This is a genomic window from Sinomonas notoginsengisoli, from assembly GCF_021554725.1.
Classification (GTDB): domain Bacteria; phylum Actinomycetota; class Actinomycetes; order Actinomycetales; family Micrococcaceae; genus Sinomonas; species Sinomonas notoginsengisoli.
Window position 1 is genome coordinate 485538 of the sequence record NZ_JAIZDP010000001.1, and the last position, 22581, is coordinate 508118.

The 22581-nt window shown below is 67.2% G+C and carries 19 protein-coding genes and 3 tRNA genes; 7 read left to right on the forward strand and 15 right to left on the reverse strand.

The window, feature by feature from the left end:
• Positions 1-15: 15 nt before the first annotated feature.
• From clpX to LF262_RS02215, 9 genes are all read right to left on the reverse strand, one after another.
• Positions 16-1299, reverse strand: a complete 1284-nt coding sequence (gene clpX, locus LF262_RS02175; protein ID WP_235778639.1) for an ATP-dependent Clp protease ATP-binding subunit ClpX — start codon at positions 1297-1299, stop codon at positions 16-18.
• 165 nt (positions 1300-1464) lie between these two features.
• Positions 1465-2124, reverse strand: a complete 660-nt coding sequence (locus tag LF262_RS02180) for an ATP-dependent Clp protease proteolytic subunit (RefSeq protein WP_235778640.1) — start codon at positions 2122-2124, stop codon at positions 1465-1467.
• A 29-nt stretch (positions 2125-2153) separates the two neighbouring features.
• On the reverse strand, positions 2154-2777 hold the full coding sequence (locus tag LF262_RS02185) for an ATP-dependent Clp protease proteolytic subunit (RefSeq protein WP_372462707.1): 624 nt from the start codon (positions 2775-2777) through the stop codon (positions 2154-2156).
• A gap of 201 nt (positions 2778-2978) precedes the next feature.
• A complete protein-coding gene (gene tig / locus LF262_RS02190) occupies positions 2979-4355 on the reverse strand; it encodes a trigger factor (RefSeq protein ID WP_235778641.1) in 1377 nt (458 codons plus the stop codon).
• Positions 4356-4421: 66 nt separating this feature from the next.
• Positions 4422-4496: transfer RNA gene (locus tag LF262_RS02195), tRNA-Pro, on the reverse strand.
• A gap of 100 nt (positions 4497-4596) precedes the next feature.
• Positions 4597-4667 (reverse strand) — tRNA-Gly (locus LF262_RS02200).
• A gap of 47 nt (positions 4668-4714) precedes the next feature.
• Complete coding sequence (locus LF262_RS02205; protein ID WP_235778642.1) at positions 4715-5650, reverse strand: Fpg/Nei family DNA glycosylase; 936 nt, start codon at positions 5648-5650, stop codon at positions 4715-4717.
• Between the two features lie 12 nt (positions 5651-5662).
• On the reverse strand, positions 5663-6145 hold the full coding sequence (locus LF262_RS02210) for a ribose-5-phosphate isomerase (RefSeq protein WP_308190478.1): 483 nt from the start codon (positions 6143-6145) through the stop codon (positions 5663-5665).
• 54 nt (positions 6146-6199) lie between these two features.
• On the reverse strand, positions 6200-7162 hold the full coding sequence (locus tag LF262_RS02215; RefSeq protein WP_235778643.1) for a hypothetical protein: 963 nt from the start codon (positions 7160-7162) through the stop codon (positions 6200-6202).
• A gap of 140 nt (positions 7163-7302) precedes the next feature.
• Between LF262_RS02215 and pepN the strand changes: the two genes are divergently transcribed.
• The 4 genes from pepN (at position 7303) to LF262_RS02235 (ending at position 11597) form a co-directional block, all read left to right on the forward strand.
• Complete coding sequence (gene pepN, locus LF262_RS02220) at positions 7303-9858, forward strand: aminopeptidase N (protein WP_235778644.1); 2556 nt, start codon at positions 7303-7305, stop codon at positions 9856-9858.
• 9 nt (positions 9859-9867) lie between these two features.
• A complete protein-coding gene (locus LF262_RS02225) occupies positions 9868-10332 on the forward strand; it encodes an OsmC family protein (protein WP_235778645.1) in 465 nt (154 codons plus the stop codon).
• A 190-nt stretch (positions 10333-10522) separates the two neighbouring features.
• Positions 10523-11197: a mechanosensitive ion channel family protein gene (locus LF262_RS02230; RefSeq protein WP_235779266.1), complete on the forward strand. Its 675-nt coding sequence runs from the start codon at positions 10523-10525 to the stop codon at positions 11195-11197.
• Entirely contained in the window at positions 11190-11597 is a 408-nt protein-coding gene (locus tag LF262_RS02235; protein ID WP_235778646.1) for a globin, read from the forward strand. Before LF262_RS02230 ends, LF262_RS02235 begins: the two co-directional genes overlap by 8 nt.
• A 22-nt stretch (positions 11598-11619) precedes the next feature.
• Here the strand turns inward: LF262_RS02235 and LF262_RS02240 are convergent, their stop codons facing one another.
• A complete protein-coding gene (locus LF262_RS02240) occupies positions 11620-12294 on the reverse strand; it encodes a DUF8185 domain-containing protein (RefSeq protein ID WP_235778647.1) in 675 nt (224 codons plus the stop codon).
• On the reverse strand, positions 12291-12773 hold the full coding sequence (locus LF262_RS02245; RefSeq protein WP_235778648.1) for an acyl-CoA thioesterase: 483 nt from the start codon (positions 12771-12773) through the stop codon (positions 12291-12293). Before LF262_RS02245 ends, LF262_RS02240 begins: the two co-directional genes overlap by 4 nt.
• Positions 12774-12856: 83 nt before the next feature.
• Between LF262_RS02245 and LF262_RS02250 the strand changes: the two genes are divergently transcribed.
• Positions 12857-13759 carry an acyl-CoA thioesterase gene (locus LF262_RS02250; RefSeq protein ID WP_235778649.1) on the forward strand — a complete coding sequence of 301 codons (903 nt, stop codon included), beginning with the start codon at positions 12857-12859 and terminating at the stop codon, positions 13757-13759.
• An 85-nt stretch (positions 13760-13844) separates the two neighbouring features.
• Here LF262_RS02250 and ettA read toward each other — a convergent pair whose 3' ends face one another.
• Complete coding sequence (ettA, locus tag LF262_RS02255; protein ID WP_235778650.1) at positions 13845-15527, reverse strand: energy-dependent translational throttle protein EttA; 1683 nt, start codon at positions 15525-15527, stop codon at positions 13845-13847.
• A 108-nt stretch (positions 15528-15635) separates the two neighbouring features.
• Positions 15636-16247: a single-stranded DNA-binding protein gene (locus LF262_RS02260; protein ID WP_235778651.1), complete on the reverse strand. Its 612-nt coding sequence runs from the start codon at positions 16245-16247 to the stop codon at positions 15636-15638.
• Between the two features lie 218 nt (positions 16248-16465).
• Between LF262_RS02260 and LF262_RS02265 the strand changes: the two genes are divergently transcribed.
• Positions 16466-16538 (forward strand) — tRNA-Arg (locus LF262_RS02265).
• 83 nt (positions 16539-16621) lie between these two features.
• On the opposite strand, the gene LF262_RS02270 is transcribed toward LF262_RS02265, so the two are convergent.
• Positions 16622-19570: a glycoside hydrolase family 2 TIM barrel-domain containing protein gene (locus LF262_RS02270; RefSeq protein WP_235778652.1), complete on the reverse strand. Its 2949-nt coding sequence runs from the start codon at positions 19568-19570 to the stop codon at positions 16622-16624.
• Positions 19567-21105, reverse strand: coding sequence for a polyprenol phosphomannose-dependent alpha 1,6 mannosyltransferase MptB (mptB, locus tag LF262_RS02275; protein ID WP_235778653.1), 1539 nt, complete (start codon positions 21103-21105; stop codon positions 19567-19569). The genes LF262_RS02270 and mptB overlap by 4 nt, the downstream gene beginning before the upstream one ends.
• Before the next feature lie 261 nt (positions 21106-21366).
• Here mptB and LF262_RS02280 point away from each other — a divergent pair, with 261 nt between their 5' ends.
• On the forward strand, positions 21367-22578 hold the full coding sequence (locus LF262_RS02280; protein ID WP_235778654.1) for a glycosyltransferase 87 family protein: 1212 nt from the start codon (positions 21367-21369) through the stop codon (positions 22576-22578).
• Positions 22579-22581 lie beyond the last annotated feature (3 nt).

Here is a 22581-nt window from a genome sequence, read left to right on the forward strand (position 1 = left end):
CTTCCTCGGAGTCGGTCAGGCCGATTTGTTGCGGCGCTTCGCCACAACACTGTGCGGGATGAGTGCTGGCTCCTCAACGCCCAGGACTGCACCACGGTTGATGATTACGCTCGCGATGTCATCCCGGCTCGGCAGGTCGAACATCACCGGGAGCAGGACCTCTTCCATGATCGCCCGAAGGCCCCGGGCCCCGGTCCCCCGCTCGAGCGCGAGGTCCGCGATGGCTTCAAGAGCGCCGTCGTCGAAGTGCAGCTCGACGCCGTCGAGCTGGAACATCTTCTCGTACTGCCGCACGAGCGCGTTCTTCGGCACAGTCAGGATCTGCATGAGCGCCGCCCGGTCGAGGTTCTCGACTGTGGTGATGACAGGAAGACGCCCGATGAACTCCGGAATGAGACCGAACTTGAGCAGGTCTTCCGGCATGACGTCGGCGTACGTGCTCTCCTTGCGCGTCAGCGAGCTCAGGGGAGCACCGAAGCCGATCCCCTTCTTCCCTGCGCGCTGCCCGATGATGTCCTCTAGCCCGGCGAACGCGCCGGCCACGATGAACAGCACGTTAGTCGTGTCGATCTGGATGAACTCCTGGTGCGGGTGCTTCCGTCCGCCCTGGGGCGGCACCGAGGCAACCGTGCCCTCGAGGATCTTCAGGAGTGCCTGCTGCACACCCTCGCCCGAGACGTCGCGGGTAATCGACGGGTTCTCGCTCTTCCGCGAGATCTTGTCGATCTCATCGATGTATATGATTCCCTGCTCGGCCTTTTTCACGTCATAGTCTGCGGCCTGGATGAGCTTCAGGAGGATGTTCTCGACGTCCTCGCCGACATAGCCCGCTTCCGTCAAGGCCGTCGCGTCGGCGACCGCGAACGGGACGTTGAGCCGGCGGGCCAGAGTCTGCGCGAGGTAGGTCTTGCCGCACCCCGTCGGGCCGATCAGAAGGATGTTGGACTTCGCGATCTCGACGTCGTCGTGCGCCTCAGCGAGGGACCCGCCCTTGGTGGCGTGGCCGGACTGGATGCGCTTGTAGTGGTTGTACACCGCCACCGCGAGGGCACGCTTGGCCGGTTCCTGCCCGATCACGTACTCCTGGAGGAAGTCGAAGATCTCGCGGGGTTTCGGAAGCTCGAACGAACCAAGGTCCGAGACCTCGGCAAGCTCCTCTTCGATGATCTCGTTGCACAGCTCGATGCACTCGTCGCAGATGTACACGCCCGGGCCCGCAATGAGTTTCCGGACCTGCTTCTGGCTCTTTCCACAGAAGGAGCACTTCAGCAGGTCTGCGCTCTCGCCAATGCGCGCCATTCGTCGTTTCCCTTCGTCGAGGAAGCCTTTGACCATCCCACTGTAGGCCACTGGGCCGACAGTTACCTCGGACGCGACACGCTCACATGGCCCGCGGACCCCAGCGCCGGTGCCCGGAACCCCGGGCCCCGGCGCTCATCTGCCGCGGGTCGTGGCGCCTCGGCGTCAGCGAGCGATGGCGCTCGGCCGGATCTTCCGCGATTCGAGGACCTCGTCGACCAGGCCGTACTCCTTGGCCTCGGACGCCGTCAGGAAGAGATCGCGCTCAATGTCGGCACTGATCTGCTCGGGGGTCTTGTTCGTGTGCTTGGCCCACGTGCGCTCTAGCCATTCACGCATCCGAAGGACCTCACGTGCCTGGATCTCGAGGTCCGTGGCCTGGCCGCCGGACCCGCCGGACAGGGACGGCTGGTGGATCATAACGGTCGAGTTGGGCAGAGCCAGACGCTTGCCCGGGGTGCCCGCCGCGAGGATCACCGCCGCAGCGGAAGCGGCCATGCCGAGGCACACCGTCTGGATCTCCGGGCGGATGAACTGCATCGTGTCGTAGATGGCCGTCATGGCCGTGAATGAGCCGCCGGGAGAGTTGATGTACATCGTGATGTCGCGGTCCGGGTCGTTCGCCTCGAGGACGAGCAGCTGCGCCATGACGTCATCGGCCGACGCGTCATCGACCTGAACGCCCATGAAGATGATGCGGTCCTCGAAGAGCTTGGTGTACGGGTCCTGCCGCTTGAAGCCGTATGGTGTGCGCTCCTCGAACTGTGGGAGGACGTAGCGGCTCGACGGGAGGTCTGCGGGGTTGACGCCCATGCTGACGTTCATTGTTGCTCCTAAGGTGTTCCGGGCGTCTCTTACTTGTCTGTCCCGCCGCCGCCGGCGACGTGGCCAGCCCGCTCGGCGATCTTGTCGAAGAAGCCGTATTCAAGGGCTTCCTGCGCCGTGAACCACTTGTCACGGTCGTTGTCCTTGAGGATCTGTTCGATCGTCTGACCCGTCTGATCGGCGGTCAACTCAGCCATGACCCGCTTCATGTGCAGGATGAGCTCTGCCTGGATCTTGATGTCGGAGGCCGTCCCACCGATCCCGCCCGAGGGCTGGTGCATGAGGATGCGCGCGTGCGGGGTCGCGTACCGCTTGCCCTTGGTCCCCGAGGAGAGCAAGAACTGCCCCATCGAGGCGGCGAGGCCCGTCGCGACCGTGACGACGTCGTTCGGGATGAACTGCATCGTGTCGTAGATCGCCATTCCGGCGGTGACCGATCCTCCGGGCGAGTTGATGTAGAGGTAAATGTCCTTCTCAGGATCCTCGGCGGAGAGGAGGAGGAGCTGGGAGCAGATGGTGTTCGCGTTGTCGTCGCGGACTTCCGAGCCGAGCCAGATGATGCGCTCCTTGAGGAGCCGCTGGTAGATGAAGTCGTGGCCGTTCCCCTCGGGCGGCGCGGCCATACTCGGCGTCTTCTCCTGCTGCTGGTGCATGGTGCGATTACCTCTCGTTCTGATGCGCTGAGGCTGGTTGCTTCTACAGGGACACTAGCCGCTTTCCGCCGCGCTTTGTTCCGCCCCAGCGCACTGTTCGCTTCAAGCGCATGACGCCGCGGCCGCAGGAGAGCGCGAAGGCCGCCGTCCGCGCCCTGGAGGGCATGGACGGCGGCCTCTGCAGACCCGGATCGGGGCCGGTCAGAACTTCGCGGCGGCTGGGTCGTCGCTCGGGACGACATCGGCCGACTCAGTGCTCTCGGCATCGCCGGCCTCGTCCTCGAGGGGACGGACGAACTCGCTGAGGTCAACGCCATTGCCCTCGGAGTCCTTGACCTCGGCCTTGCCGAGCACGACGGCGAGTGCCTTGCGGCGGCGGACCTCGCCCACCATCATCGGCACCTGGCCCGACTGGTCCATGATCTGCGCGAACTGGTTCGGGTCCATGCCGTACTGGCTCGCGGTGGTCACCAAGTACTCGATGAGCTCCGACTGGGAGACGCCAATCTCCTCCTTGTCGGCGATGGCATCGAGGATGACCTCGTTCTTGAAGGCACGCTCGGTGTTGGCCTTGACCTCGGCGCGGTGCTCCTCGGTGTCGTGGTCGTCCTCCGCCGCGTGGCCGCCGTTTGCCGGGTTGAAGTGCGCCTCGACCTGCTCGGTGACAACGCCCTCCGGGACAGGCACGTCGATGAGCTCGACGAGCTTGTCGAGGACCTTGTCGCGGGCCTCGACGCCCTGGGCGACGACCTTCGACTGCGCAGCCTGCTTGGCGAGGTCCTCGCGGAGCTCGTCGATCGTGTCGAACTCGGAGGCGAGCTGCGCGAAGTCGTCGTCCGCCTCGGGGAGCTCCCGCTCCTTCACGGCCGTGACCTTGACCGTCACCGTAGCGTCCTCGCCCGCGTGCTCACCGCCGGCGAGCTTTGTGGTGAAGACCGTCTCCTCGCCCGCGGAGAGCCCGGTCACGGCTTCGTCGAGGCCCTCGAGCATCGTGCCTGACCCCACCTGGTAGGACAGCCCGGACGCCGAGTCGACCTCCTCGTCGTCAACCTTCGCGGTGAGGTCGATCGTGAGGAAGTCATCCGCCGCGGCGGGGCGGTCAACCGGCTTGAGTGTGCCGAAGCGACCGCGGAGCTCATCGAGCGCGGCCTGCACGTCGTCGTCCCCGGCCTCGGCCGCGGCGACGTCAACGGTGAGGCCCTCGTAGTCGGGCAGCTCAATCTCGGGACGGACATCGACCTCGACGGAGAACTTGAGCTCGCCCTCGGTTGCGGCAGGGTCAGGGACCTCGGAGATCTCGACCTCGGGGCGCGAGAGCGGACTGATCCCGGTCTCGGCGACGGCCTGCTGGTACCAGTCGTTCAGGCCCTCGTTGATCGCGGTCTCGAGCACGTAGCCACGGCCCACGCGCTGGTCGATGAGACGGGACGGAACCTTGCCCTTCCGGAAGCCCGGGACTTGGATCTGCTCGGCAACCGACTTGTAGGCGGCGTCGATGTTCGGCTTCAGCTCGTCAAGGGTCACCTCGACGTTGAGCTTGACCCGCGTGGGGCTGAGGTTCTCGGCAGCGCTCTTCACAGCGTGGCTCTCCTGGATGGTCGGATAATGGGTGCCGCTCTGGGCGAATGCCTCAGGAGGCGACTGTCGGGGTGACAGGATTTGAACCTGCGACTTCCTGCTCCCAAAGCAGGCGCTCTAGCCAAGCTGAGCTACACCCCGGTCTAGTGCACAGACCACGATACCGTGCGGCGACAAGCCAATGCACATCGCCCCTGCGCAGAAGTGGGCCCCTCCGCCGGCGGAGGGGCCCACGTCGGTGAGGGGGCGACGGGAATCGAACCCGCGTATCCAGTTTGGAAGACTGGCGCTCTACCATTGAGCTACGCCCCCGGGGCCTTCCAACTAAAGCGAACCGGAGCCGGGGTGTCAAATTCTACCTACCGGTTGTCACTTCGCTGGCACTCCGGGCACCAGTACAGCTTCCTGCCTGCTTCGTCTGCGACCCTGACGGCGGTGCCGCATATGCGGCAGTCCATTCCCTGACGCCGGTACACGTAGTGCGCTCCCTCGGGCCCAGGCAGCTGGTACGGACCGCCCGGCCACAGCGCCGGCTCGGTGGTCACTATCCGGCCGTCACGATCGCCCTGCGACATCGCAGCGACCGCGTCCGCCCACAGTCGGCGGGCACGGCCTGAACCCAGGGCACAACCCGGCGTTGCGGGGTCGATCCGCGCACGGAACAGCAGCTCGGCCCGGTAGACGTTGCCGATCCCCGCCACCACCTCCTGCTCCATGACCAGCCGTGCCACAGGCGTCCGGCGGCGCGCGATCCGCCGCGCGAACTCCTCTCCGTCCGCTTCGGCCTGTTCGGCATACCCATGGCGGGCCAGCGGGTCCGGCCCAAGCCGTGAGCGGACGCTACGCGCCTCGGCCTCGGTTTCGACAGTGCAGGTGCTCGCGCCGCGCAGGTCGGCCCAGCCGTGGGCGGACACGAGCCTCGCCCGGACCGCCCCGATCGGCGGCGGAGGGCTGGCGGGTACACCTCCCCTGCTGAGGTGTTCCGCGGCGTCGTACGCGAGTTCCCGCTCCCCCACCCGGCGGGGAGCGCCGATGCTCGAGGCGCCGCGGAAGGTCTCATCCCCACCGAAATCCCAGGCGCCGTACAGGCCGAGGTGGACACGCAGGACCAGCCCGCCTTCGAAGTCCAGGAAGAGCTGCTTGCCATGAGCCGATGCCGCGGCGAGGATGCGACCGTCAAGGAGAGCCGCGCCGTCCGCGAAACGGCCCTGCGGGCTCGAGACGGCGAGGCGCTCCCCTGCAAAGACGTCGGAGAACTGGCGGGCGAGCCGGTGAATGGAGTGGCCCTCGGGCATGTTGGGCCCGCGCTACTCGACGACTTCGCCGGTCGTCTCGTAGGTGGAGATCTTGCCGATCCGGCGCACGTGGCGCTCATCGTGGCTGAATGGCTCCGCAAGGAACGCATCGATGAGCCGTGTGGCCTCGTCCACGCTGTGCTGGCGGCCGCCGACGGCAACGACGTTGGCATCATTGTGCTCGCGGGCCAGACGCGCCGTGTCCAGATTCCACGCGAGTGCCGCGCGCACGCCGCGGACCTTGTTCGCTGCAATCTGCTCGCCGTTGCCCGATCCGCCCAGGACGATGCCGAGCGCGAGCGTGCCTGCCTCCTGGTCGGCAACGACGGCGCGAGCGGCCTTGATGCAGAAGGAGGGATAGTCGTCCAGCGGGTCGTACTCGGCGGGGCCGTGGTCCACGACCTCGAATCCCTGGCCGCGGAGGTGTGTCACGAGATGGGCGGACAGCTCCATGCCGGCGTGGTCTGTGGCAATGTGGACGCGCGGCTTCGGCACGGCGTTCCTCTCTCTCGTACCCCGCACTCGTAGCGGGAAGCGTGGGCTCCCAGCCTACGCGCCGGAGGCCGCGCGGAGCACGGCGACGACCCGCCGCCCGGTGTCGCCGTCCCGACCGGAGAACGTTGCCTGGCGCCCGTCGTCGAGAATCACGTCGACCGCCTCGCCGCTCGCGACGAGGACCGAGACGGTACGGTCCTTCCTGCGGTATCCCCACCCGCCGAAATTGCGGGCCGCGACGATCTCGAATTCGGCGCGGAGCACGTGGGCGGGTTCGAACCTCAGCACCGGGAGAATACCGGCGAGGAAGACGCCCACCGCCTCGGGGCTTACGCTCACGCGTGCCACCAGGGAGCCGGCCGCCACTACGGCCGCAAGCGTGAGCACGAGCGAGATCCACGGTGAGACGACCAGGAGAAGCAGCGAGACCGATATCCCGATGATGCCCAGCATCACGAACACTGACGAGCGGGCGTGTGCCCAATAGGTGAAGGTCGCGGCGGCGCGCTCCGGATCGAGCACGTCGAGGAGTGCTTCCTGGTCGCGCGGACTCCACTGCTCGTCCGGCTTGAACGCGAAGAGCATCACGACCGCGAACGCCACGGTTGCCCCGGACCCCATGGCCAGGACAATCGGATCCGGGTGGGAGTCCCTCGCGTCCGCCACCCCGTCCTGTCCGACGAGCCCGGAGGCAAGCACAGTGGTCAGGAACATCGACATGCCGACACCGCCGGCCATGAAGATCTTCCGCGAGATCGGGGGGCGCTTGAGCAGGGCCGCCTGGAGGCACAGGAGCGCACCGACCACCGCCACGAGCGCTGCGCCGATGAGAATGTAGCCTGCATAAGGGACGAAGGCACGCCCGCCGTCGGCATTCCACATCCATGCCATCGGACGGGGAACCCGTTCACGGAAGGTCAGCGACGCCAGCCCGAACCCGACGGCCAGCAGCAGAGGGTAGCCGATGGCGAACCGGAGCGCCTTCCTGTCCCAGGTCTTCTCGGTAGCGCCCGCCATGAGTTCAACGCTACTGCACAGTGATGTCACAGTTCCCCGACGCGGGACGATGGCTTGAAACACGGCCACCATGAAACAATAATTTCAAAAGTGATCCGCGCCACGCGGACTGCATCGCGGCGCACAAGTTTGGAGGGCATATGCCAGGGACGAATCTCACCCGCTCGGAAGCCACCGAGAGGGCCGAGGCTATCCGACGCGTCGAGAGCTACCATGTCCAGCTCGACCTCACCCGGGGCGAGCGCGTCTTCGGCTCCCGGACCACGGTGAGGTTCACTGCAGTGGAGGGCGCGTCGTCGTTCATCGACGCCATCACCGACACCGTCCGCTCCGTGACACTCAACGGAGTCGCCCTCGACACGGCGCGGGCCAGCGACGGCGTGCGCATCCAGCTGCCCGACCTCGCCGTCGACAACGAGCTCGTCGTCGATGCGGACGCGCTCTACATGAACACGGGTGAGGGCCTCCATCGGTTCGTCGACCCGGTCGACGGGGAGGTGTACCTCTACACGCAGTTCGAGGTGCCCGACGCGCGCCGCGTGTTCGCCGTCTTCGAGCAGCCCGACCTCAAGGCATCGTTCCGCTTCACGGTCATCGCGCCATCACACTGGGATGTGGTCTCGAACTCTCCCACGCCGCAGCCGGCTCCGTTCGAGGGCGAGGCCGGGCGGTCTGTGTGGGAATTCGCGCCCACGCCGCGGATTTCGAGCTATATCACTGCCCTCGTCGCGGGCCCGTACCAGAGCGTTTCGGACTCCCTCGTGAATGCTGCCGGACGCACGGTCCCACTCGGGATCTTCGCGCGCAAGTCCCTCGTCCAGTACCTCGATGCGGAGAAGATCTTCTCGCTCACCAAGGCTGGGTTCGCCTTCTATGAGCGCGAATTCGGCTGCGAGTACCCATTCGAGAAGTACGACCAGCTCTTCGTCCCGGAGTTCAATGCGGGCGCCATGGAGAACGCAGGCGCAGTGACGATCCTTGAAAGCTACGTGTTCCGTTCCAAGCCCACACAGGCGACTGTGGAGCGCCGGGCCATCACCGTCCTGCACGAGCTCGCGCACATGTGGTTCGGAGACCTCGTGACCATGCGCTGGTGGGATGACCTGTGGCTCAATGAATCGTTCGCCGAGTTCATGTCCCACCTCGCAGCTGCGGAGGGCACGGACTTCCGCCACGCCTGGACCACCTTCGCCTCGGTCGAGAAGTCCTGGGCCTATCGTCAGGACCAGCTGCCCACGACGCACCCGATCTTCGCGGACATCACTGACCTCGCCGACGTGGAGGTCAATTTCGACGGCATCACCTACGCGAAAGGCGCCTCAGTGCTCAAGCAGCTTGTGGCCTGGGTGGGCCAGGAGCACTTCATGGAGGGTGTTCGGCAGTACTTCGCCAAGCACGCATGGGGCAATACGGTGCTCGCCGACCTCATGAAGGAGCTCGAGGCGGCAAGCGGCCGCGACCTCGCCCCCTGGGGCAACTCGTGGCTCGAGACCGCAGGTGTCAATACCCTCGCGCCAGAGATCGAGACGGACGACGCCGGCCGGATCCTCCGCTTCGCCGTGCGCCAGAGCGCCGTCCCCGACTACCCCACACTCCGCCCGCACCGCCTCGCGATCGGCTTCTACGATCGGGATGCCTCCGGCTCGCTTGTGCGGACACATCGCACCGAGCTCGACGTGGACGGGGAGCGCACCGACGTTCCCGCGCTCGCCGGAATCGTCCGCCCTGCGCTCGTGCTCCTCAACGACGACGATCTCGCGTACGCCAAGGTCCGGCTCGACCCGGCCTCCCTCGAGACCGCCACCGCGGGGCTCAAGGACATCGCAGAGAGCCTCCCCCGTGCCCTCGTCTGGGGCTCCGCGTGGGAGGGCGCACGCGATGGAGAGACTCCGGCCCGCGCCTACGTTGACCTCGTCCTGTCCAACATCGCGGCGGAGTCGGATGCCTCAGTGGTCCAGACTCTCCTGCGCCAGCTCGCGACCACACTCGACTTCTACGTGTCCCCGGGCGCTCAGGCCGAGGCGAAGCGCGCGGCGGCAGAAAGGCTGTGGAAGCTGGCCTGCGCGGCCGCGCCGGGGTCTGACTCACAGCTCCAGTTCGTCAGATCGTTCTCCGCGCTCGCGGCCACCGGCGCCCACCTCGACTCCATCGCCGGTCTGCTCGAGGGTTCGCTGAGCGTGCCGGGACTCGACGTGGACCAGGACCTGCGGTGGGAGCTTGTGGCTTCTCTGGCCGCGGGCGGCCGGATCGGCACCGTTCGCATCGATGAGGAGCTCTTGGAGGACAACACCTCGACCGGGCAGTGTGCTGCCGCGCTTTCAACGGCCGCCTTGCCCACCCCGGAAGCCAAGGCCACGGCCTGGGAGTCCATCGTGGAGCGGGGGAACCTCTCGAACGCCATCCAGCAGGCCGCAGTCAACGGATTCGTACGGGTGCATGACCCCGCACTTCTCGTCCCTTACTCTGAGAAGTACTTCGAGGCCGTCCCCGGCATCGTGGCGGCGCGTACCCACGCGCTGGCCCAGCAGATCGTCGTCGGGCTCTACCCCGCTCGGCAGACAACGCAGGAGACCCTCGAGCGGACGGACGCGTTCCTCGCCGCCCTCGGCGACGACCAGGCCGCCCTCCGCCGCATGATGCTCGAGAACCGCGATGGAGTGGCGAGGGCCCTTCGCGCACAGGCGGCGGACAGATAGGGTCCGGGCATGGCAATCGGTGAGCACCACTACAGCGTGAGCGTCATCTGGACGGGCAACCGCGGCACGGGGACTTCCGGCGTGCGCGACTTCGGGAGAGAGCATGAGGTCGCGCTGCCGGGACTCCCAGTGCTGCCCGGCACCGCCGACCCCTCGTTCCGGGGAACTCCTGACCGGTACAACCCCGAGCAGCTCCTCCTGGCCGCCCTGGCGCAGTGCCACATGCTCTCCTACCTTTTCGAAGCGGCCCGGCATGGAGTGGTCGTCACCGCATACACCGACGCGGCAACCGGGACGATGCGCACCCACGGGACGAGCGGCGAGTTCACCGAGGTGATCCTCCACCCCCGGGTGGAGCTCGCCGACGAGACCCAGCGCGAGCTCGCTGACCGGCTGCACGACAACGCCCATGAGGCATGCTTCATTGCGCGCTCGGTGAACTTCCCGGTTCTTCACACTCCAGAGCAGCCCTGAGCCATCTCCGCTCGTCACGTGACGTTAGGGTTGAAGGGCCACCGTCCCCCAGACAAGGAGGCCTCTGACAGTGCCCTTCGCCCTGTCCCCGCACGCACCGGTCGCAAGCGCGACCCCGTCGCCTTCGCCGACACCCTCGACCGATACCCCGGTCCCGGTCCGGATCACGTCCGCGCAGCTTGATGCCGCGGTGAGCACGTTCAACGGTCGGTTTCTCCAGATCGCCATCGCGGTCGGGGTTGGACTCATTGTGTGGCTCGTCGCCACGTTCCTGATCCGGCAGGTCGTCCGGAGGATCCTCAGAGGTACCGGCCTCGCCGAGAACCGGATCTTCAAGTGGGCCGCGCCAGCGCTGCGCGCGCTGGACTCCGAGCGGAGGGCCCAACGAGCCCGAACCATAGGTTCGCTCCTGAATTCAGTGGTCGCGGTCGTGATCACCACCCTCGTTGGCCTGTACGTGCTCAAGGCCCTCGGCGTGGACCTCGCGCCGATCCTCACCAGCGTTGGGATCCTCGGCGTTGCCATTGGCTTCGGCGCCCAGCAGCTCATCCGAGACTTCCTGGCCGGGATCTTCATCACGCTCGAGGACCAGTACGGAATCGGCGACTTCATCGAGACCGGTGCCGGAGAGGTCTCGGGAATCGTGGAATCCGTGGGTCTGCGGACCACAAGGGTCCGGGCGGAGGACGGAACGATCTGGTACCTCCGCAATGGGGAGATCCTCCGCGTGGGGAACCGGTCACAGGGCACGTACGTCCCGGCGGCGTCCCCGGCTGAGGGTGGCCCGGCTGAGGGTGCCCCGGAGGACAATGGTGCGGGCAGCACGGCCCAGGACAGCAACGGAGGTCAGCATTCCCGTGAGTGACGCAACGGCACAGCCCCAGAAGACGGAGAGCTTCTACGACCTCGTGGGCGGCCACGAGACGTTCGTGAAGCTTGTCGACATCTTCTACGAGGGGGTGGCCGAGGACCCAGTCCTCCGGCCGATGTACCCGGAGGAGGACCTCGGCCCCGCGCGCCGTCGGCTCACAATGTTCCTCGAGCAGTACTGGGGAGGACCGGGAACGTACAGCGTTGAGCGGGGTCACCCCCGCCTGCGGATGCGGCACGTGCCGTTCAAGGTGAATCCCGAGGCCCGTGACCGGTGGCTGCACCACATGCGCGCTGGCGTCGACGCCTTGAGCCTTCCTCCGGTGTACGAAGCCACGCTGTGGGACTACCTCGACAGGGCCGCGCACTCCCTCGTGAACAGCTTCGAGGACTGAGGACGGCGCGACCCTGGGGCAGCTAGTGTCGGGTGAGGACCGCTGGCCGCCGGCACAGTACATGCCCTCGGCTGGACGAGAGCCGCAGCCACGGGCCACATGCGAAGCGGTACAGGAACTCCCCGGGCACAGCAAATCCGAGGACCTGGGCCGCGAAGGCGGCGCCTCTCGGAAGCCCCGGGCTCGACTGCATATCGGTGCTCCAGACCGCGGCACGCACACTCTGGACCATTGCCGCGCCCGGCTGCTCAGGTATGGCCGCAGCGACCTCGGCGATGCCAGCCGCCGCAGCAGAAACGACGGCGTCGCCCGCGACCTCGCCATCGGGCTCCCACGGCCCGCGTGGGGGGCTCACCGCGGCCCAGGATTGGCGCATCTGCGTCGGCGGAACTTCGAGTGCCGTCCCCGTCTCACCGAGGCGGGCGAGGCGATCGAAGACGGAAGACATGGAAACAGTCGTATCCACCGTGGCCGGACGGGCGAGGGACATGGTGCGAAGGCCCAGGACTGTTGGAGTCGCCTCACCGATGACGCGGGCCCCCAGGACGCACACATAGGCAGCAAGCACGGACCCCACCCCTTGTAGGCGCACCGCGCCGTCGTCAACGGCGCGTGCCCGGGAGAGGAACAAGCGCAGATCGGCGACTGCCCGCGGATCCCCGAGGTCGAGCACGGTGTCCGCTCCGGGCGCTCTCATGGATGCACGCTCCCTGCAGGGAGCGGCGGCCGGCGCCTAAACGGGATGTCGGGACCGGCGAACTCGGCGAACTCGGCGCGCATTGCGTCCGGAAGCCGAACGGGGCGGCCGGTCTCCCGGCTCACGAGAACCATAGAGGTCGAGCAGTTGGCACAGACGAGACCCTCGAGTGGGTCAGTCACGACGTAGCCCAAGTCAAAGCTCGACCCGCCGACCCGTGTGACCCACAGGTCCACGGTGACCGGATCCCGTCGGTATGGCAGCGGCGCGAGGTACTCGATCTCGTGTCTGCCCACCAGGGTGAAGTTCGCCGGCGTCACCAGTTCGGCAAGAGTGCCGGGGCCCGTCCTGAGGGGCTCACGGAACCAGTGCACACGCGCATCCTCAAGGAACTGAAGGAACCGGACGTTGTTGACATGGCCGTACGAGTCAACGTCGCCGAAGCGCAGCTGGAGGCGAAATCGGTAGGCTGAGGGCATACGTCCATCCTCCCACCCTCGTGCGCCCGTCACCTCGCGGGTCATGCTGGCCGGGGCGGAATCGGGCGCCTAGTGTCAGTGCCATGACTTCACCCGTCCGCCCCCCGGGGCCCACCGGAACCCTCCTGACGCTCCTCGACCTCGACGATCTCGGCGGCGCCCGCACCGACAAGGACGTCTTTGTCGGTCCCAGCGAGCGCCAGCCACGGCACCGGGTCTTCGGCGGTCAGGTGCTCGCCCAGAGTCTCATCGCGGCATCCCGCACGGTTGCCGAGGGCCGTCCGGTCCACTCGATCCACGCGTACTTCCTCCGACCGGGGGACGCCGACAAGTCGATAACCTTCGGCGTCGAACGCCTACGGGACGGGCGGTCCTTCTCGGCGCGTCAGGTCCACGCCTACCAGGACGGCACCCCGATCCTGTCGATGATCGCGTCCTTCCAGGTCGATGCGGAGGGGATCGAGCACCAGTCGACCATGCCCGAGGGAATCCCGGACCCTGAGTCACTCCCCAGCACCGCGGACCTCCTCGGCTCGATCGACCATCCCGTTGCCCAGTATTGGGCCTATGACCGTCCTTTCGACGTCCGCCATGTCGACCCGGCCATCTACGTGTCCCCGGCGGGCCCGCAGGTTGCGCGCAACGCAGTCTGGATGAAGACGTTCGGTCCGATGCCCGACGACGACACCCTCCACCGGGCTGCCCTCGCCTTCGCGAGCGACTACACGCTGCTCGAGCCGGTGCTGCGACGCCACGGGCTCTCGTGGATCACGCCGGGCATGAGCGTAGCGAGCCTCGACCATGCGATGTGGTGGCACCGGCCCGCTCGGGTGGACGAGTGGCTTCTGTACGTCCAGGAGTCCCCCAGCGCGCAGGGGGCGCGGGGACTGGGTGCGGGGAAAATCTTCAACCGCCACGGAGCGCACGTCGCCAGTGTGGCCCAGGAGGGCATGATCCGCATTCCGTACCTGGAGGGCCCTGCCTGAGCGGCGCCGACTGAGACGTAAGGCCGGCCCCGAGATGGGACCGGCCTTACGTCTCCTCCGCAGGAGCATGCGCCGCTCTCGGCGGTCAGTCGCGCCTGAGCTTGCGGTGCGTCACGCGGTGGGGCTTCGCCGCGTCGGCGCCGAGGCGCTCGACCTTGTTCTCCTCGTAGGATTCGAAGTTGCCCTCGAACCAGTACCAGTTGGCCTCGTCCTCATCGGTGCCCTCGTAGGCGAGGATGTGGGTCGCGACCCGGTCCAGGAACCACCGGTCGTGGGAGACGACGACAGCACAGCCCGGGAACTCGAGCAGCGCGTTCTCGAGGCTTGAGAGCGTCTCGACATCCAGGTCGTTGGTCGGCTCGTCGAGGAGCAGGAGGTTGCCGCCCTGCTTGAGCGTCAGGGCGAGGTTGAGGCGGTTGCGCTCGCCGCCCGAGAGGACGCCGGCCTTCTTCTGCTGGTCCGGGCCTTTGAAGCCGAACGCCGAGACGTAGGCGCGCGAGGGCATTTCGACCTGGCCGACCTGGATGTGGTCGAGCCCGTCCGAGACGACCTCCCAGAGAGTCTTGTTGGGGTCGATGCCGCCGCGGGACTGGTCCACGTAGGAGATCCTGACCGAGTCACCGATCCTGAGGTCGCCGCCATCGAGCGGTTCGAGGCCCACGAGGGTCTTGAACAGAGTCGTCTTGCCGACGCCGTTCGGGCCGATCACGCCGACAATGCCGTTGCGCGGGAGCGAGAAGGAGAGCCCGTCGATCAAGACGCGGTCGCCGAAGCCCTTCTTAAGACCCTTGGCCTCGATGACGAGCTGGCCGAGGCGGGGGCCCGGCGGGATTTGGATCTCCTCGAAGTCGAGCTTGCGCGTGCGCTCGGCCTCGGCCGCCATCTCCTCGTAGCGGGCGAGGCGGGCCTTGGACTTGGTCTGGCGGCCCTTGGCGTTCGAGCGGACCCAGTCGAGCTCCTCGGAGAGGCGCTTGGCCATCTTGGCGTCCTTCTTGCCCTGGACTTCGAGGCGCGCACGCTTCTTCTCGAGATACGTCGAGTAGTTGCCCTCGTACGGGTACAGACGCCCGCGGTCCACTTCACAGATCCACTCGGCGACGTGGTCGAGGAAATAGCGATCGTGGGTCACAGCCAGCACCGCGCCGGGGTACGCGGAGAGGTGCTGCTCGAGCCAGAGGACGCTCTCTGCATCGAGATGGTTGGTCGGCTCGTCAAGGAGCAGGAGATCAGGCTTCTGGAGGAGGAGCTTGCACAGTGCAACGCGGCGCCGCTCGCCACCAGAGAGGACCTTGACGTCTGCATCCGGCGGCGGGCACCGCAGGGCGTCCATGGCCTGCTCGAGCTGCGAGTCGAGATCCCACGCGTCCGCGGCGTCTATGGCTTCCTGGAGCTTGCCCATCTCCTCGAGCAGCGAGTCATAGTCGGCGTCGGGGTTCGCCATCTCCTCCGAGATCTGGTTGAACCTCTGGATCTTGGCATAGATCTCGCCGACACCCTCCTGGACGTTACCGAGGACGGTCTTCTCCTCATTGAGCGGGGGCTCCTGCTGGAGGATGCCGACCGAGTAGCCCGGCGAAAGCCGCGCCTCGCCATTCGACGGGGTGTCGAGCCCTGCCATGATCTTGAGGATGGTCGACTTGCCAGCACCGTTCGGACCTACGACACCGATCTTGGCGCCGGGGAAGAACGACATGCTCACATCGTCGAGGATGACCTTGTCGCCTACCGCTTTGCGGGCCTTGGTCATGGTGTAGATGAATTCCGCCATGGCGTTAAATCTAGTGGGTAGCCGGGACGATCTCACATTTGCCCCGCTGGCCGCGGGGAGGACCACACCCGCCAAGCGGGCACGTGGCCTCCCCACGCCTGGCGACGCTCACGCGGAGAGGAGCCGGTCTTCTCCAGTGAGCCCATCCCGGCTCCGGCCGTCCCCGGCGGCCTCGCTGTCAGGCCCTTCCGTCGGATCTGCGGGCCGGAAGTAGTCGCAGGCCTCGTCGAACTCGGACAGCTCAGCTCCGAGGGGATCCACGGGACCCGTGTCGTCCCGCACCTCGCCCGTTGCGGGATCCACCTCGCCGATACCCTCTACGTTGGCTGGACGAGCGGGGAGCGGGGTCACGGTCTGCTCATCCTTGCGTCGGTTCCAGATCCCCATCCCCATGGCAAGGTCCTGGCCCACCGACGAGGCGACAATCTCCGCGTCAGTGCCGAAAGTCCCGTCGGCCTTCTGGTAGGTGCGGATTTGGAGGCGGCCCATGACAATCGTCCGTTGGCCCTTGCGGATGCTCGCGGCCACGTTTTCGGCCATCTCGCCATAGCAGGAGACGGTGTACCAGCTCGTCAGGCCGTTCACCCAGGTCTGCCGGTCCCGATCGAAGTATCCGTCCGTCACCGACATCCGGAACCGCGAGTAGCTCCTGTTGTTCTTCGTGACTCCCTTGGTCGGCTCAGTTCCTACCCACCCGCGCAGTGTGATCGTGTCCCTCATGGCTGCTGTCCTCCGGCTGATGGTCGCCGCTCCTGGACGACCTGGGACCAGCCTCCCGGAGCGCTCGCACGCGCAGAAGGCCGGCCCGTCCGTATGTGGACGACGTGCCAAAACCAGCTGATGTGGAGGACAAGTCGGCAATCAGCAAGGAGCCGTCCCCGCCGAAGGTGCGGCGGTGCGACTTTGGCCCCAAGCGCGGGATAGACTTTCAGGGTCCTGCCCCAGTAGCTCAGAGGATAGAGCAGGAGCCTTCTAATCTCTTGGTCGGGGGTTCGATTCCCTCCTGGGGCGCTTTGCGCGAGGAGTTCCACATCCGTGCATGCCTGCGCCCGGGTCCGCCCCCGGAGCATGCCGCTCGGCATCGTGACCGGCCCTCACCCAGCCTCGGCCCGCAGGGCCAGCGAGAGCCGGAAGCGCCGGGCATCGAGCCGGTACCGGGGAAGCTCGACAGGCCCGCAGGCGCCTGTGCCCAACCCATGGTGCTCGTAGTCGAGATTGACCCACAGCCACTGCGGATCCGGCACTAGGTCCGTCGGGTGCGCCGCCGCGTCCAAGGCCTCGCTCGTCCACGGACGGACGGTGAGGATGAACCGCTCCCCGCTCACGGTGAACCGCGCGCCAGCCCCCGCGAGCTCAGCCCGCCGCACGGAACGCCGTGCGCCGTTCTCCTGCGGCCGCAGGTAGGGAGTCTGCAGCCCCTCAACAGTCGAGGCGAAGCTTCCCTCGCGCGCCCCCAACCCAGCGTCCGGATACGCCTCGCCCGGGCCGGCCCCGATCCACTCGACTGTCCTGAGCGAGGACGGAACGGCCATGCGGACACCGAGCCGCGGCACAGGGACGGTCCACGTGCCCAATGGCGAGCCAACGACGTCCAGCCTCAGCTCGCCGTCGTGCGCGTGCCACCGGTACTCAACCTCATATCCCACGTCCACCGCCGCCGGCATGGCATGGGCGACAACGCTCAGGGCGTTCTCCTCTGCAACGACAGAGACGGTGCGGTGGCGAAGCCGGTCCAGGCCGAGTGCCCTCCAGGCCTCGGCAGGAGGAGCATCCTCCGCGCGTTCGTCGTTGTCCGTGGGAGCGCGCCACAGATCGAGCCGGGGCCCGAGCAGGGGCAGGCCCCCGATCCCACGCAGGGAGCCCGCGGCGTCGAAGTGCGCCGGTCCCAGATCCCATCCCCCACCGGGGCGCGCTACCGCGGGCACATCCCCGGCGGGCCGGGACGGACCACGACGGTGTCCGCCACCGTCCTCGACGCACACCTGTCCCCAAGCGACTTCGTGACCGCCCGGCGCCCACGGCGCATCGGCCGCAAGAAGCGCACTCACCGTGAGCCAGCGCTCGGTGCCCGCGGCCCGTGGGCCCTGGGCTATCTGCGCGATCACGTCCCTGGGGAGCTCAACATGGACGGCTTCCCCAGGTGCCAGCTCGGGCGTGGCCAGGTCGCCCTCGGCCACCAGCGCGCCGTCGTCCTCGATCCGCCACCGGAATCGCAGATGGCCCGTGGTCCGATGCCCGTAGCGGGAGGCGATCCCCACGCCCTCGGCGGAAGGCTCGATCCGCACCGGCTCATACGCCTTGGCGAGTTCGGCGAGCCCGGGCGACGGCGTCCTGTCCGGGAAGACCAGGCCGTCAGCCACAAAGTTCCCGTCGTGCAGCTCCTCGCCGAAGTCGCCCCCGTAGGCGAAGAACGGCGTGCCGGGATGGGGCCCTGACTGCGCGTGCTGGAGGATGCCGTGGTCGATCCACTCCCACACGAAGCCCCCGGCGATCCGAGGGTAGGCCTCGAACAGCTCCACGTATTCAGCGAGGCCGCCCGGTCCAGCCCCCATCGCATGCGCGTATTCGCACAGGACGAAGGGCAGGGCACGGCGTCGGCGGTCCTGTGCCCGCACCTCGGCGGGTGGCTCCTCGCCCCGGCCGATGAGCTCCGTCTCAGCGTGATCCGCGTACATGCGCGAGTAGACCTCGGCGTAGCTGCTGCTCCTCGCCCCTTCATAGTGGATGAACCGCTCCGGGTCGCGTGCGCGCGTCCACTCGGCCATGGCCTCGAGGTTCGCGCCCACGCCGGACTCGTTGCCGAGGGACCACCCGACGATGCAGGGGTGGTTCTTGTCCCGCTCCACTGTGCGGTTCATGCGGTCCAGGAGGGCCCCGCGCCAGGCCGGCTCGTCGCTCGGATTTCCACGCCACCCCACCTTCTCGAAGCCGTGGGTCTCCAGATCGCACTCGTCAAGGACCCACAGCCCGTACTCGTCGCACAGCTCGAGGAAGCGGTGGTCCGGCGGGTAGTGGCTCGTGCGGACGGCATTGATGTTGTGGCGCTTCATGAGCTCGACGTCGGCGCGCATCACGGCCTCGTCGAGGCTCCTGCCGGTGCGCGGATGCCACTCGTGACGGTTCACGCCACGCAGCCGCAGTGGAACTCCGTTGGCCATGAGCGTCGCATCCTCGATCGCGATCGTGCGGAAGCCGACCGCGATGCGCACTGTCTCCGACTCCGTGGACACAGTTCCCCGGTACAGCCGGGGCACCTCTGCGCTCCACGGCACGACTCCCGCCGCACTCAGTGGTGTGTTCGTGGTCGCGTCGATCCCGAGCTCGGGGATGCGCACGACGGCGCGCGATGGCCCATCGACGACAAGCCGTCCGGTGCCGGTCGCCGCATCGAAGCTGGCGTGCACGAACAGGTCGTCGATTCCGCCATCGGGACGGTGGGCGAGGGTCACTGAGCGGAAGATCCCCGAGAGCCACCACATGTCCTGGTCCTCGAGGTAGGAACCCGCGGACCACTGGTGGACCCGCACCGCGATCACATTGCCGTGGGGCACCGCGTAGTCCGTCACGTCGAACTCGTGGGTGAGCCTGGAACCCATCGCATCCCCCACGCGGTGGCCGTTGATGTAGACCTCGAATGCCGAATCGACGCCCTCGAAACGCAGCAGCCAACGGCCTTCCCCGGGGGCCGGAGGAAGGTCCACGCGGGTCCGGTACTCGCCAGTGGGGTTCTCGTCCGGCACCTCGGGCGGGTCAACCGGGAACGGGTAGGCGATGTTGGTGTACGCCGGTGGCGAGTACAGGGGCGTACCGGGCAGGCCCTCGAGCTGCCAGCAGTGTGGGACCTCCACGCGGTCCCAGACTGAATCGTCGAAGCCCGGTGATTCGAAGCCGTTTCCGCCGCCAGCTGGGACGCCGGGGAGGAACCGGAAGGACCACGCGCCGTCGAGCGTCACACTGCTCGCATCCGTGTCGAGGTGGGCCCGCGGCGGGAGCGATCCGTGGTGGGGTGCCACGTCCGCGAACCACGCGCGGGCCAGGGTCATGCCTTGCCTCGAGAGGGCATGAGGGGTGCGAACAGGACCCGTGTCTTCCAATCCCACAGCACTATGTACGCGACGAACGCGGCACTGAGGGCGATCGCGATCAGGCGGATGGCCAGCAGTGGGATCCATTCGAACACGTCAAGCTGATCGGTGATGGCAATGACCGTGAAGAAGATCGTCACGACGTAGTAGGTCAGCAGTGGCCACCCCTGCTTGATGCCCACAAGCGCGAACAGCGCCATGAGCCAGGTGATGTACCACGGCTGGATCATCGACGCGGTCATCACCACCACTGAGAAGGCGAGCGCCATCCGCAGGAATATGTCCTCGGTGAACGGACGCGTGCTTCGACCCCTCACTATGAACCACACTGCAAAGGAGGCACCCACGACGGTTCCGACCCGCTTGACGATGCTGGCGACGAGGTCAGGATTGCCGCCCGCGAGCTGGGTGATTCCCGCCGCGATCACGGAGAGCAGGCCGAACGGGGCATACCAGATCCAGAGGCTGCCCGGGGTGGCCATGGCGGGGACCCAGCCGAACCAGAACCCGGAGAGTGCACCCGCAACCGTGAGGAGCGCGAGAGAGATCGCCGCGGTGCCGACCCAGCATGCGACGCGCCGTCCCCATCCAGCATTCTTGCCAGCCCAGATGAGCCCGATGAAGGGCAGCGCGAGCAGGGTGATCGGCTTGATGCCGATGGACGCGGTCACGAGGACAACGGCGAGCACCGGCTTTCCCCGGACTGCCGTGAGGAGTCCTACAAGCAGCAGGCCGAGCATGAGCGCGTCATTGTGGATGCTCGCGATGAAGCTGATGACGAAGAGGGGATTGGCGACCGTGAGCCACAGGGTCTTGGACGCGTCCACGCCGAAGTGCCTGGACAGTCCGATGACGGCGAAGGCGCATACAGCGACCCCAGCCGCCGCGACGATACGGAACATGGCGATGGAGGCCTCGAGGCTTCCGCCGCTGAGCCCCACGACTGCCTGCTCGATCCAGAGGAACAGCGGCCCGTATGGCGTGGGCGCCTCAGTCCACATCGAGTCCGGCCCGAGGTTGTGGTAGTTGTTCAGGGCTGAGATGCCATTGACGTATGGATCGATGCCTGCCGCCATCAGGCGCCCTTGGCCGATGTAGGCGTAGACATCGCGGCTCAGGAGGGGAAACGTGACCATGAACGGGGCGGACCAGAGGGCCGCGACGCGCACAGTCACCGCCGGACGCACGAAGGACCAGTCACCGACCCGTTGGCCGAGCCTCAGCCAGGCCCTGACAAGGAGCAGGCCACCGCACGCGACGAGCACAGTGCTCAGGACAACAAGGACCGGGTTGTCCCTGAGGACGATGAAGAACGGCACCCGGATAAGTGACGATCCGCTGGCGAGCCAGCCGACGCCCAGTCCCCCGATCGCCATGGAAAGCGCCGCGGCGGCTCCCTGCCAGACGGCCACGCTCCCAGCGCCCGGAAGCTCGGCGATAGTCCGCACGGGCCGCGGAACACTCAGGCTGCCGCCTGCCGTCGGCTGAGGCATCAAGTCCCTACTCTTGCGAAGATCGCCAGACGGTGCCTGCCTCGACTGGGCATCCCCCCGTCGGCTTGACGAACGTTTCGATGCTATCAGGAGGACCAGTCGCGACCGGGGTGCGGTGGCACGCGCTGGTAGAATGGCGGGCGGTCGCGAGCCCGCTGCGGCCCGCCGACCCAGCCGAGGAGAAGAACCATTTCCATCCAGCGCGCCCGCTCCGCGGACAACAGCCAGACCGATCAGCCTCACCGCATCGGCGCTTGGCTCATGACGCCCCGCGGCCTCCTCACCGGTTACCTCGCGGTGCACCTCGGCTACCTCGCCTACCTCTCGATCTTCGTCTTCCAAGGGCAGGCCTTCAGCGACACGACCATCTACCGGGACTGGGCCGCCGCCGGATTCCCCCAGGACGCGCAGCCTTCCCCCTGGGTGTACCCGATCGCAGGTCTGGCGCCGATCTGGATCTCCGGCCTCGCCGGCCCGGGCCCCTTCCTGATCCTCTGGGTGCTGCTCACCTCCGTGCTGAACGGCGTAGCACTCGGCGTCCTCAGCCGCTGGGGCAAGAAGCGCGAAGGTGTGCTTGCGGCCTGGTGGTGGCTCGTCTTCATCGCCATCATGGGCCTCCTCGGCTTTGCAAGGGTCGACGGTGTCACCGCGCCGATCGTCCTCATGGGCCTGAGCCTCGGGGTGGCAAGCCCGCTGGCAGCCTCGGCAATCCTGGCGATTGCGACCTGGATGAAGGTCTGGCCCGCGGCGGCGCTGCTGCCACTCTTCGCCGTAGTGCGTGACCGCTGGAAGGTGATCGCGGGATCCGCGCTGGTGACGGCGGCCGTCGCCGGGGTCGCTGCCGCGCTCGGCGTCTTCCCCCATCTGCTCGACTTCCTCACAACCCAGGGTTCGCGGGGTATGCAGCTCGAGGCGACTTTCACCACGCCATGGCTCTGGATGTCCGTGCTCGGCATTGGCGATGCGCGGATGTACATGAACAACGAGATCAACTCGATGCAGGTGGACGGCCCCGGCTCCGCGGTTGCTTCGGCGCTCATGCAGCCGCTCTTCGTCCTCGTGGCCCTTGCGATCGCGGGCACCATCTTCTGGGCCCTCCACGAGGGCAAGAAGCGGGGCCACGAAGACCGCTCGGAGCTCCTCCTCGCGGGCGCGCTCGCGATGGTGTCCGCCTTCATCGTCTTCAACAAGGTGGGCTCGCCACAGTTCATGCTCTGGCTGGGCCCCGTCGTCGCGCTCGGGCTCGCCCAAGACCGCGCGGCCTGGCGTGTGCCGGCTCGGCTCCTGCTGGGCATCGCTGTCGCGACCTACTTCATCTACCCGCTGTTCTACGACGCCCTGAGCCACAACAACCCCCTCATGGCTCTCGTCCTGACGGTGCGGAATGTGCTGGTCGTAGTGTTGTTCGTCTGGTCCGCGATCCGGCTCACGCGGCTGGGCCGCAAGGGCGTGCCGGCAGCCGCGGAAGGCTGAACA